Genomic DNA, 12,411 nt, shown 5'->3' with positions numbered 1-12,411 from the left:
ACGGCCTCGGTGAAGCGGCCCGCATTCAGGAAGAGGCTTCCGAGCTCCGCCCGCACCGCCGGATCTCGAGCATTCTCACCGGCACGAGCCTCAAGCTCCGCCCTCTTCTCTTCGTCGAGCGCTTCGAACTGGGGCTCCTGTTCGAGCCCGATCGAAGAGCTGGACATCTCGGGAGGCCGGGAAGCGACCTGGTCGGTGAGCTCGACCGCCGGGCTCACGGCGTGAAACAGGAAGTAGCCGGCAACGACGCCGAAGGTGAGACCCGAGACGAAGAAGACGAGGTCACGCACCACGGCGGGAGTGTATCAGCTTCCCGCGCTCGGCATCCAGCTTCCCGTCACCGGCGCGCCTTCCCTCGAATGGGTGCGTCGGGGCGCGAAGAGGCCGCTCTCGCGCAAGGAGAGCACGCCGGTATAGAGAAAGCCGACTTGAAAGAGAACGAGGAAGGGGAGCGAGCCCACGATCTGATGGCTGGCGGCGTAGGCGACGGCAATGGTGAAGTACAGGCCGAGCACCACTTCCACGAGCGGAAGAAGGCTCCGCGTCCCACGATACTTCTTCCGTTTCCATCCGTCGTTGCGCGATTCGATGCGGTACTTCGGGGTGCGCACGAAACCGCTCGGACGGCCGAAGAGCGCCTCGAGGACGGCCATCGCGTTGTTGACGCTCATGCCGATGCCGAGCGACAGGAGCATGGGCAGGACCTTGATCCGCGCCCTCCAGTCGTCATGGATCTCTCGCTGGGAGACCACGTAGAAGCCCGTGACCGACACCGTGGCCGCCATGAAGAAGGGAAGGTCTACGAGGAACATCTCGTGCCAGCCCATGTCGAAGCGGACGAGCATGCTGGGGAAGACGAGGAGCGAGAGCAGCACCATGAGAGGATAGGCGAGGTTCGCCGTCAGGTGGAAGACGGACTCGACCTTGACGCGCAGGGGCAGCGGGCTCGCGAGCAACCGCGGCAGGAGCTTTCTCGCCGTCTGGAACGAGCCCTTCGACCAGCGATGCTGCTGGCTCTTGAACGCGCTCATGGTGACGGGGATCTCCGCCGGAGTCACGACATCGGGGAGGAACACGAACCGCCAGCCACGGAGCTGGGCCCGGTAGGACAGATCCAGATCCTCGGTGAGCGTATCGTGCTGCCAGCCCCCGGCGTCTTCGATGGCGCGACGCCGCCAGATCCCGGCGGTCCCATTGAAGTTGAAGAAGCACCCCGAGCGATTCCTGCCCCCGTGCTCGAGTACGAAGTGGGCGTCCAGGAGAATGGTCTGCGCCCGGGTGAGCAGGGAGTACTCGTGGTTGATGTGCCCCCAGCGGGCTTGAACCATGCCGACACCGGAGTCGACGAAGAAATGAACCGTCTGCCTCAGGAAGTCAGGAGGCGGCACGAAATCGGCGTCGAAGATCGCGATGAGCTCCCCTCGGGCTCCTTCGAGACCCGCCTCGAGCGCGCCCGCCTTGAAACCGGTTCGGTCGTCTCGATGAAGGTGGTGAATGTCGATGCCCCGCTCGCGGTGGTGCGCGACCCGCCGTCGCGCGAGCTCGGCGGTCTCGTCGGTCGAATCGTCGAGCACCTGGATCTCGAGCCGCTCGGGAGGATAGTCGAGGGCGCAGACGGCGTCGATGAGCCGCTCCACCACGTACAATTCGTTGAACACCGGAAGCTGAACGGTGACCTTCGGGAGCTCGTCGAATCGACCCGCTGGATTCGGACGATTCGCACGGTAGCGGTAATAGAGGTAGACCATCAGGTAGCGATGCCCACCGAAGATCGAGAGAGTCATCAGAACGGCGAAGTAGGCCGTGAGCAGGAGCACTTCCATCGAACTCATCATCGTATCCCAAATTTCGCCTCGACGAGGACCAAATGAGCTCCACGACGGACCGCACGATCCTCGTTGGCCTGGGACTCGTCGAGCTCGCTCTCGCCGCGGCCGCGGCGCGCTTCGTCGATCGCGAAGCGGGATATCCGATCTACCTGGCACTGTATCTGGCGATGGGGCTTCCGTGGCTCCTGGCCTCGTACCACGTCGTGCGACACGACCAGGGGAGTTCGGGCTCGCTCGGCCTCGTCTTCTTTCTCGCGCTTTCGATGCGGGCGGGCTTTCTCTTCACCGGGCCCGTGCTCTCCGACGATCTCTATCGCTACCTGTGGGACGGCCGGGTGGCCCACGCGGGGATCAACCCCTACCGGTACGCTCCCGAAGCGCCCGAGCTCGCCTTTCTCAGAAACGAGGACTACGGCGGCATCAATAACAAGGACATCCCCACGATCTACCCGCCGCTCATGCAAATGGCCTTCTTCGCCGTCACGAGCGTGAGCGAGAGCCTCCTGGCGATGAAGGCGTTCTTCGTCGCCGTGGATGTCGCGCTTCTGGTCGTGCTCGCTTTCATCCTGCGGGCAGCCTCGCTCAATCCGGAGCGCGTGCTCGTCTACGCCTGGAGCCCCCTCGCGATCGTGGAGATCGCGGGCAGCGGGCACAACGACGTTCTCGGGGCACTCTTCCTCATGGCCGCGCTCGCGGCTCTCGGCGGCGGAAAGGAGCGATGGGCGCCCGCCTTCATGACGCTTTCGGGGCTCTCCAAGCTCTTGGGCTTCGCGGTCCTTCCTCTCCTGGCGCGGCACGTGAAAAAAGCGACCTTCATCGCCGTGCCCCTCTTGGTGCTGGCGTTCTCGCTCCCCTACGCTTCGGCGGGGAGACTCGCCTTCCGCGGTCTCCGCGAGTACGGGCTGAGGTGGAGAGGAAACGACAGCCTGTTTCACGTTCTGTACGCGGCCACGGGCTCGCTCGAGACCGCGAAGCTCGCCGCCGCCGCCATCCTCGCTCTTCTCGTCGCCGCCCTCGTCGTCAAGAGAACGCCCCCTCGGACGAGCGCGTATTTGACCGTGGGGGCGGTGCTCCTCCTCGCCCCAATCGTCCATCCGTGGTATTTGCTCTGGATCGCACCGCTTCTGTGTCTCCGCCCGAGCCCGGCGTGGATGTTTCTGAGCTTGAGCGTCGGATTGAGCTATCACTCCGCTTATCTGGCCGAGCCGGGCCGCGCCTGGGAGGACCTCGTCTGGGTCAAGGGGCTCGAGTACGGGCCGTTCTTCTTTCTCGCTTTGTTGAGCCGGCACTTCGGGGGAAAGTAGCAAAGTAGTGCCTGTCCCTACTTTGGTGGATCACGGAAGTCCTGTACTAAGCTTAGATCCCGATGTCCCCCGAGCGCGTCCGCGACATTCTGAGAGCCGTCGAGCGCGGCGAACAGTCCGCCGACACCGCCTGGGAGACGCTCCGCACGCTCGGATTCGAGGACCTCGGATTCGCCAAGGTCGACCATCATCGAGCGCTGAGGCGAGGGTTTCCCGAAGTCGTATTCGGGCCGGGGAAGACGCCTCTCCAAATTGCGTCGATCGTCCGATCGCTCGCCGATGGCGGGCACCTCGTTCTCGTCACCAAGACGAATCAAGAGGCGTTTCGCGCCGTCGAGAAGCTCGTCGAGGGCGCCTCGTGGAAGGGGGAGGCTCGTGCGATCGTCGTGGGCGAACCGCCGGCGACCACGAACGGCAAGGCGGCGGTGCTCGCGGCGGGCACGTCCGACATTGCCGTCGCCGAGGAAGCCGCGCTCACGCTCGAGCTCATGGGAGCTTCGGTCGAGAGGATCATCGACGTCGGTGTGGCGGGCCTCCATCGGCTCGCGGCCCACCGGTCGGCGCTTTTGAGCTCGGACGTGCTCGTGGTGGTCGCGGGAATGGAGGGCGCGCTCCCGAGCGTCGTTTCCGGACTGACGGACGTTCCGGTCATCGCCGTTCCCACGAGCGTCGGCTATGGCGCCAGCTTCTTCGGTCTCGCCGCGCTTCTGGCGATGCTCAACGGCTGCTCGCCGGGGGTGGCCGTGGTGAACATCGACAACGGGTTCGGGGCCGGGTACCTGGCGGGTATGATCTGCCGCAAACGGGCCGGTTGAAGCGCCGGGGGCTCGCGGCGACTGCGTTACCGGCGTGTTACAATGGGGGATTGGGTTTTCCAACCGTGGCTTCGTATCGATGAACAGGAGTGCCGAGAAGGCTCTAGAGTTCAACAAGATACGCGAAGCTCTCGCGGGTCTTGCCGAGACCCCCGGCGGACGGCGCACGGCATCGACTCTCACCCCCTCGATCGAGGAGCTCGAAGTGAGTCGGGCGCTCGACGAGACGAGCGAAGCCAGACGGCTGATCGACCAGAACGAGCGCTTGTCGCTTGCCGGTCTTCCGGAGATCGACGAGGACCTCGACGAGCTGAAGGTGGCGGGGCACGCGCTCGACGTCCAAAGTTTCGTTCGCCTCGCGGGGTTCTCTTCGGTCGCGGGTCGCACCAAGGCCGGTCTGGAGCGAAAAACCGAGGAGCTGCCCCTCCTGTCGGCGCGCGCCCGCGACCTCGCGGACCTCTCACCGGTGGAAGCCGCCATCCGACAGGTCGTCGACCTCGACGAGGAGGCGGTCCGAGACGACGCGAGCCCGGAGCTCGAAAAACTTCGCTCCAAGTCGCGCCGTCTGCGCGCGCGAGTGGCCAAGATCCTCGATGCCACCGTGAGCTCGCGAGACAACCAGAAGCTTCTTCAGGAACCGATCGTCACGCTTCGAAACAACCGGCCGGTGGTGCCGGTCAAGGCGGAATGCCGATCGCAGTTTCCCGGAATCGTCCACGGGGCCTCCGCGAGCGGCGCCACGATCTTCGTCGAGCCTTCGGGAGCGGTTCCGCTGGGGAACGAGATTGCGGCGCTCGCCGATCGCGAGGCGGCCGAGGTCCGGCGCATTCTGCGCGCGCTCACCGACCGCGTGAGGACTTTCGCGAGCGAGCTCATGGCCGCCTCCCAGGCGCTTTCGACGCTCGACTTCATCGGAGCCAAGGGGCGGCTGTCGGAGCACTACCGGGCGGTGAGGCCCACTCTCACGACCGAGGACGTCCTGGTGCTGCACGATGCGCGCCATCCGCTCCTCGAAGAGCCGGTGCCGCTCACGTTTCGGCTCTCCGAGGGCCGTCGGGGGCTCGTCTTCACCGGTCCCAATACCGGAGGAAAGACGGTCGCGCTCAAGACGGCGGGGCTTCTCGCATTGATGGCGCAGTCGGGGCTGCACGTTCCCGCGAGCTCGTCGAGCACGTTCCCGATATTCCATTCGGTCTTCGCCGACATCGGAGACGATCAGTCCATCGGCTCGTCGCTTTCCACCTTTTCGGCGCATCTCGCGAAGATCGTGGAGATGGAGCGCGGGCTCGAGAAGCCGGCCCTCGTGATCCTGGACGAAGTCGGCACCGGTACCGACCCCGCGGAAGGGGGCGCGCTCGGCACGGCGCTCGTCGAGCACTTCCTCGAACGAGGCGCCCTGGTTCTCGCTTCGACTCACCACGGCCTCTTGAAAGCCTACGCCCTGACGAGCGAGGGCGTCGACGCGGCGTCGTTCGACTTCGACCCCGAGAGCTACCGTCCCACCTATCGAATCATCGAGGGGGCCGCGGGAAGGAGCATGGCCTTCGAGATGGCGGAACGCCTGGGGCTGAACCCGGCGATCGTGAACCGGGCCCGTCGTCTGCAGGGCGAGCGCGACCGCCAGGTGGGTGAGCTCGTCGAGCGGCTCGAGGCGGGGAGCGCTCGAATCGAGAAGGAACAGCAGGCCCTTGCCGAAGCGCGGGCGCGGCTCGAAGCGGACAAAGCTCAGGAGCATCGCGAGCGCAGGCACCGCCTCAGAGACTTTCGTGCCTCTCTCGAAAAGGAGCTCGATCAAACCCGCGGTCAGCTCCGAAGCCTGGTGGGGGAGGCGCGCGAGGCCGTCAAGGAGATCCGCGCCTCGCGTCGCGAGGACGAAAAGCGTTTGCTCGAGGTCGAGCGGAAGATCGAGGCAGGGCTCGAAGCGATCGCGACCCGAGTCGCCGACGAGCCGGCGGAGCGGCGCGCCGACCTGCCCATCGCGCCGGGCGCGAGGGTGCTCGTCTCGTCATTCGGCGTGGAAGGCGACGTCGTCGCCATCCAGGGGAAAGAAGCGGAAGTCCTGGTGCACGACAAGAAGCTGCGCCTGCCGCTCGAGAGTCTCGAGGCCTTGGCCCGGAAGGCGCCCGCGTCGGCCGAAGGGGTCGTAGCGAGATTCGCGAAGTTGCCGGCGCCCAAGGTCGTCAAGACCGAGCTGAACCTCGTCGGCTGCACCGTCGAAGAAGCCATCGAGCGGGCCGACAAATTCCTGGACGACGCCCTCCTGAGCGAGTATCGTCAGGTTCGTTTGATTCACGGCCACGGCACCGGACGGTTGAAGAATGCCCTCCGCGAGTGGCTCTCGGAGCACCCCCAGGTGGGGCGGCACGAGAGCGAGAACCGAGGAGGGGTAACGGTCGTAGAGTTCAAAGACTGAGCATGGCTTCGATTCCGCAGGACTTCATCGATCGGCTTCGAAGCTCGACCGACATCGTGAGCCTCGTGTCCACCTACGTTCCGCTCAAAGCGTCGGGCAAGAGCTTCAAGGGCCTCTGCCCATTTCATAGCGAGAAGACGCCCTCGTTCCACGTCAACCCCGAAAGGCAGATCTTCCACTGCTTCGGATGCCAGGAAGGGGGCGACGCGTTCAAGTTCTTGATGCTCTACGACAAGCTGTCGTTCGTCGAGGCGATCGAGCACCTCGCGGCGCGCGCGGGAATGCGCCTGCCGAAGACGACGGGCGCGGCGCGGCATGAGGCCGACCGGGGCGTGCTGATGGAGATCCATCGACAGGCGGCACGGTACTTTCGGGCACAGCTCGATACACCCGCGGGGAGCGGAGCGCGCGCCTACATCGAGGCGAGGGGGATCTCCCGGGAGACGGTCGAGAGACAGGGGTTCGGCTTCGCTCCCGACGAATGGTCGGGCCTGCTCTCCCACCTGACGCGGCGCGGCATCGATGCCGAGGCGATTGCCCGGGCGGGACTGGTCGTCCCCCGCAAGAACAGCCAGGGTCATTACGATCGCTTCCGCAAGCGGGTCATGATCCCGATCCGAGCGGAGTCCGGGCAGGTCGTGGCCTTCGGCGGACGCATTCTCGGTGACGGGGAGCCAAAGTACCTGAACTCCCCGGAAAGCCCCATCTATAACAAGAGCACGCTCCTCTATGGATTCGACGTCGCCAAGGACGCGATTCGAAAAGAAGGCTCGGCGATCCTCATGGAAGGCTACATGGACTGCATCCAGGCCTATCAAGCGGGGATCTTCCACGCGGTGGCCTGCTGTGGCACCAGCCTCACCACCGGGCATGCCCGGCTCCTGCGCCGCTACACCGAGCGGATCGTGGTCAACTTCGACCCCGACCCCGCCGGCCAGCGGGCGGCCCGTCGGAGCATCGATCTCCTTCTCGAGCAAGGCTTCGAGGTTCTGGTGATGTCGCTTCCGGGGGGAAAAGACCCCGACGGGTTCATCCGGGAAGACGGGCCCGAGGCCTACCGCAAGCTCCTCGCCCGGGCCCCCTCGTTCGTGGACTTCTTGATCCGGGACGCTTCCGAGCGCTACGATGTAGAGACGCCTAGAGGCAAGGCGGCGTTTCTCGACGACGTCCTGCCGGTGATCGGGAAGATTCCGAACCGGGTGGAGCGAGTCGGCTATATAGGCCCCCTCGCGGAGCGCGCCGGCATCTCGGACCAGGCGGTCCTGAGCGAGCTGAGGCGGCACGTGGAGACGAAAGCCCAACGGTTCCAACTCCCAACCCCAGAGCGAAAAGAGATCAAACTGGCTGAACGGGAGCTCATTCGATTCTTGGTTTCGACCGAGCAGGAGACCGCGGTCCTCGACGAGCTCGAGGATGCGGACATCGAGGGATTGGCAACCGCCTCCATATTGAAAGCGATGAAAGAAGTGGCGGCGTCGGGCGAGCTGACGTCGAAACGGCTCATGGACCGACTCGAGTCCGAGGCCGCGAAGAACCAGCTGACCGCCATCTTGATGGAGCCATCGCCCTTGGGCCCGAGGCAAAGTCCACGCGACTGCCTGAACGGGCTTCGACGAGATCGACTGAAGCGCGAGCTTTCACGACTCCGTCGGAAGCTGGCGCATGCGGCCGACGACGATAACTTGACCGCCGAGATCCTCTCCCTGGCTCGGCGCATCGAAACGTTGGGAAGGGTAGAGACGAGCGCATGACCGAGGAAACCATCCGCAATCTTGCCATCGAAGAGAAGTACGACGAGGTCAAGGCCCTCATCACTCTCGGAAAGGAGAAGGGTTATCTCCTTTACGACGAGGTCAACGACATGCTTCCGTCGGAGGTCAGCTCCTCGGAAGAGCTCGACGAGCTGTTCGACGCTTTCGGCAACGCCGGCATCGACATCGTCGAATCGGAAGACAAGTACAAGGAGCTCAAGGCGTCCGGTCTCGCCGGTCTCGGCAAGCAAGGCGACGTCGAGCTGGATCTGACCCCGGGTGCGTTGGAGAAGACCAACGATCCGGTGCGCATGTACCTCCGCGAGATGGGCACGGTGCCGCTGCTCACCCGAGAAGGAGAGGTGGCGATCGCCAAGCGCATCGAGCGGGGCAAGAACATGGCCACCAACGCGATCACCCGAACCGTCGCCGTCGCCAAGGAGGTCATCGAGCTGCGCCAGGTGCTCCAGAACGGTACGGTCAACGTGCGAGACTTCGTCATCCTGAACGAGGAGGAGCTCACCGAGCAGAAGATCGAGAACCACCGCCGCAAGACCATCGCCGCCATCGACAAGATCGAAGCGGCCTACCGCGCGGCCAAGACCTACGAGAAGCGCTTCGTCAAGCTCAAGAAACGTTCCCGCGGCTACGTCAAGGGAAAGTGGAAGCTCGGACGGATGCGGATCGAGCTGGCGCGCTCCGTGAGGAGCATCGATTTCACCGATGGCTACCAGTCGCGGCTGCGCGAGCGCGTTCGAGAGGGCGTGGAGAATTTTCAAGTTCTCGACCGGAAGCTCAGCCGCTACGAGTCCAAGCTCGCGGCCATCAAGGGGCGGGGCAAGGCGAAAGACGAGGACCGAACCCGAATTCGCAGCGAGATTCGCAAGGTCCGCGGCGACGCCCGCGTGCTCCAGGACGATCTCGAAGCCACCCAGGAAGAGCTCAAACGCTCGCTCTACACCATCCGCGAGGGAGAGGCGCAGGCCCAGCAGGCGAAGACCGAGCTCGTGGAGGCGAACCTGCGACTCGTCGTCTCCATCGCCAAGAAATACACGAACCGGGGCCTGCAGTTCCTGGACCTGATCCAGGAGGGGAACATCGGCCTCATGAAGGCGGTGGACAAGTTCGAGTACCGTCGCGGATACAAGTTCTCGACCTATGCCACCTGGTGGATCCGGCAGGCGATTACCCGGGCGATCGCCGATCAGGCCCGCACCATCCGGATCCCGGTGCACATGATCGAGACGATCAACAAGCTCATCCGCACCTCCAGGAGCCTGGTTCAAGAGTACGGGAGAGAGCCGACCTCGGAGGAGATCGCCAAGCGGATGGACATCCCGGTCTCCAAGGTCCGGAAGGTGCTCAAGATCGCCCAGGAACCGATCTCGCTCGAGACCCCGATCGGAGAGGAAGAGGACAGCCATCTCGGCGACTTCATCGAGGACCGAGGAATCGTCTCGCCGGCGGAGCAGGTCATCAACACCAACCTGAAGGAAATGACCGAGGCCGTGCTCAAGACGCTCACCCCGCGCGAGGAGAAGGTCATCAAGATGCGATTCGGCGTGGGCGACGGGAGCGAGCATACTCTCGAGGAGGTGGGACAGAGCTTCGCGGTGACGCGGGAGCGGATCCGGCAGATCGAGACGAAAGCGCTCCGAAAGCTTCGCCACCCTTCGAGGAGCCGCAAGCTGAAAGCCTTCCTGGAGGGATCGCGCATCTGACATGCGAGGACGAGCCCGGAGCGACGTCGAGGCAAATCGCAGGACGAGCGGGCTCGCGTGGAAACAAGAGGGGCCCATAGCTCAGTGGTTAGAGCCCCCGGCTCATAACCGGTTGGTCCTAGGTTCGAGTCCTAGTGGGCCCACCATACCCCTTCCGGTCGCTCGGCGAGGCAGAGCGATCGCAAAATCGCCACCCCGAGGTGGCGGCCGGGGAAGCGGCCGTCGCCCCACGTTCAAGGTGCCCTTGGTGGCACCTTTTTTTTGTGCCTTTCCCACGGTCAAAACCGAATCGAGGAACTCCCGATGATGCCCGAGATCGAGAATCTGGTGAGGCTTCAGGCGCTCGACGACGAGATGAGAGCGCTCGAGACGAGACTCGCCGCCATCCCCAAGGAAATTGCCGCACTGGAGAACGAGATCGCGACCGAGAAGCGGAATCTCGAGGAGGCGGAGAAGGCGCTCGGCGAGACCCAGAAGGCCCAGCGCGCTTTCGAGAGAGACCTATCGCTCGCCGAGGAGAAACACGAGAAGTACAAAGATCAGCTGATGAACGTGAAATCGAACGAAGAGTACAAGGCGATGCAGAGACAGATCGAGATCGCCAAACAGCACATCAGCGATATCGAGGACTCTATTCTCGCCGGGCTCGATCAGATCGAAGCGCTCGAAGCCCGGAGGCGGGCGCGCGACGAGGAGCTGAAGAAGGGGCTGGTCGAGATCACGGCGATGGAGAAGGAGCTCGAGGACGAGCGGGGACGTTTACAGAAAGAGCTCGACGGTCGGAGGAGCTCCCGCGAGGCGATTCTTCCGTCCATCTCCAGCGACCTCCTCGGCGAATACCAGGCGATCGCCCGGTCCAGAGGCGGCGTCGCCGTGGCCGAGGCCATCGACGAGCACTGCCAGGTGTGCATGGTGCGGCTCAGGCCCCAGGTTTTCCAGGAGCTCAAGATCGGCGACCGGGTCCACCACTGCGGGAACTGCAATCGCATCCTCTTCTATCGGGAGAAGGAGCCCACCCCGGCCACTTGATACGGCTGGTTTCGGGGGGATTAGTAACGGTAGACTCAAGACGCGAAAGGCGCAAAGGCATGAAAGAGAACCTCGAGCCCAAACCGAGCCTGACAGATTCCCAGGCCGAGCGCTTGTGGCGCCAGCTCGAAGAGGAGCGACGTGCGGGCTCGACGATCTTGTTCGAGAACGTCGAGGATGCCGTAACACATCTCTCGGGCGGAGAGGCCGCTGGGCGAAAGACGTCGTCCAGCCGAGCCAAACGGCGAAGCCGGCACACACCCTAGCTCGGACTGGTCCGGCTTCGGATTCCCACGATCGAGATCACCCGGCCTACGCCCTCGCCCTGCCGGCGATAGGAGTGAAAGCGCTCGTTCTCGCACGAAGTGCAGCGACCGCAGTCGTAGATCCGGTCCGCGGCAACCCCGGCCTCCTCGAGCTGCTTCCGGTTGTCGGCGACGAGGTCGAGGTGCTTTCGACCGCGCGGTCCATCATGGGTAATCGCCGACACGTTCCGGCCCGACTCGGCGAACGCCTCGACCACCTCGTCTCCAACCTCGAAGCAGCACGCCCGGATCGCGGGTCCGATGGCCACGTGAGTCTCCTGTGGTTCGACGCCGAGCTCTCTCGTGAGAGTCCTCACCGCCGTCGTGGCGACCCGCGCCAGCGTGCCACGCCAGCCCGCATGGACGGCCGCGACCGCGTTCGTCGTCTCGCTCCAGAACAGAAGCGGCAGGCAATCCGCGCTATGAACGATGAGGCCGAGGCCGGGCTCGTCGGTCAAAAGGCCGTCGGCTTCGAGAATCGTGTCGTTCGTCCGCACCAGGCGAACGGTCTTGCCGTGAACCTGTCTCATGTACGTCGAGCCAGTGAGGCCGAGAGCCTCGACGAGCCTCCGCCGATTCTCGTTCCCTTGGCCGCGATCTCCGAACCCGTGGGTGCGAAGAGTGAATCCGTGAGGCACGTCGCTCTCCTCGAGCACCCGGCAGAAGAGGCGATCGAATCCGGAATGGGCGCGAACGGAGAAGAGCTCGGACAACTCAGGCGAGGCTCGGGGCGAGCGCGGACGCTTTCTCGTACTGGCTCTGGAGAAGCTCCGGTTTCATCCCGTTGTCGATGTGCTCCCAGGGAAGCGGCTCGCCCGGAGAACGCTCCCGGTGGATGGTGGCGTCGAGACCCAGACCTTCTTCCTTCATCGCTCGGCTCAAATCCGCTTCGCCTCTCGCCATGCGAACGATCACCGGAGCGAGCCTCCGGTCGCCGAGCGACAAGACCGCCTGGAGCCTTTCCTGTCGCGGCGATTTGAAGTTGGCCTCCACGTTCGGCATGCGCGCCATGGCGCGCTCGAGACGGCGCATCTTGCGCCGGAGCTCCGGCACCCGTTCCATGGCGTGCCACTGGAACGGAGTCCCGGGCTTGGGAATGAACGGATTGACGCTCGGAATGATTCGCCCGAGCCTTCCGCGGCGCCGTCCGTGATCGAGCAGCCGGTCGCGCACCTGGCTCACGAGGTCGATCATGGCCTCGAGATCTTCCTCGCGCTCGGTGGGAAGCCCGACCATCAGGTAGA

General features: G+C 64.5%; 11 protein-coding genes and 1 tRNA gene. 8 read left to right on the top strand and 4 right to left on the bottom strand.

Features of this window, described 5'->3' with window-relative positions:
- Both VEK15_24025 and VEK15_24020 read right to left on the bottom strand, forming a co-directional pair.
- Positions 1-293: hypothetical protein (locus VEK15_24025; protein HXV63789.1), on the bottom strand; the 293-nt coding region annotated here is incomplete at its 3' end.
- Positions 294-305: 12 nt separating this feature from the next.
- Entirely contained in the window at positions 306-1,835 is a 1,530-nt protein-coding gene (locus VEK15_24020) for a cellulose synthase family protein (protein ID HXV63788.1), read from the bottom strand.
- 32 nt (positions 1,836-1,867) lie between these two features.
- Here VEK15_24020 and VEK15_24015 point away from each other — a divergent pair, with 32 nt between their 5' ends.
- From VEK15_24015 to VEK15_23980, 8 genes are all read left to right on the top strand, one after another.
- A complete protein-coding gene (locus VEK15_24015; protein ID HXV63787.1) occupies positions 1,868-3,133 on the top strand; it encodes a hypothetical protein in 1,266 nt (421 codons plus the stop codon).
- Between the two features lie 62 nt (positions 3,134-3,195).
- On the top strand, positions 3,196-3,948 hold the full coding sequence (gene larB / locus VEK15_24010) for a nickel pincer cofactor biosynthesis protein LarB (protein ID HXV63786.1): 753 nt from the start codon (positions 3,196-3,198) through the stop codon (positions 3,946-3,948).
- Between the two features lie 79 nt (positions 3,949-4,027).
- Entirely contained in the window at positions 4,028-6,361 is a 2,334-nt protein-coding gene (locus VEK15_24005; protein ID HXV63785.1) for an endonuclease MutS2, read from the top strand.
- Between the two features lie 2 nt (positions 6,362-6,363).
- Positions 6,364-8,112, top strand: coding sequence for a DNA primase (dnaG, locus tag VEK15_24000; protein ID HXV63784.1), 1,749 nt, complete (start codon positions 6,364-6,366; stop codon positions 8,110-8,112).
- Entirely contained in the window at positions 8,109-9,833 is a 1,725-nt protein-coding gene (gene rpoD / locus VEK15_23995; protein HXV63783.1) for an RNA polymerase sigma factor RpoD, read from the top strand. Before dnaG ends, rpoD begins: the two co-directional genes overlap by 4 nt.
- 70 nt (positions 9,834-9,903) lie before the next feature.
- Positions 9,904-9,979: transfer RNA gene (locus VEK15_23990), tRNA-Ile, on the top strand.
- Positions 9,980-10,136: 157 nt separating this feature from the next.
- A complete protein-coding gene (locus tag VEK15_23985) occupies positions 10,137-10,862 on the top strand; it encodes a C4-type zinc ribbon domain-containing protein (GenBank protein ID HXV63782.1) in 726 nt (241 codons plus the stop codon).
- 59 nt (positions 10,863-10,921) lie between these two features.
- On the top strand, positions 10,922-11,128 hold the full coding sequence (locus VEK15_23980) for a hypothetical protein (GenBank protein ID HXV63781.1): 207 nt from the start codon (positions 10,922-10,924) through the stop codon (positions 11,126-11,128).
- Here the strand turns inward: VEK15_23980 and pgeF are convergent.
- Both pgeF and VEK15_23970 read right to left on the bottom strand, forming a co-directional pair.
- Positions 11,125-11,880, bottom strand: a complete 756-nt coding sequence (gene pgeF, locus VEK15_23975) for a peptidoglycan editing factor PgeF (GenBank protein ID HXV63780.1) — start codon at positions 11,878-11,880, stop codon at positions 11,125-11,127. The two genes, VEK15_23980 and pgeF, sit on opposite strands and share 4 nt — an antisense overlap.
- 1 nt (position 11,881) lies before the next feature.
- Positions 11,882-12,411 (bottom strand): radical SAM protein (locus VEK15_23970; protein ID HXV63779.1); only part of this gene is annotated, 530 nt, incomplete at its 5' end.

The organism is Vicinamibacteria bacterium (assembly GCA_035620555.1).
In the GTDB taxonomy this organism is placed as follows: Bacteria; Acidobacteriota; Vicinamibacteria; order Marinacidobacterales; family SMYC01; genus DASPGQ01.
The sequence above is the reverse complement of the archived record's forward strand: the minus strand, read 5'-3'. Positions and strand labels throughout refer to the sequence as shown.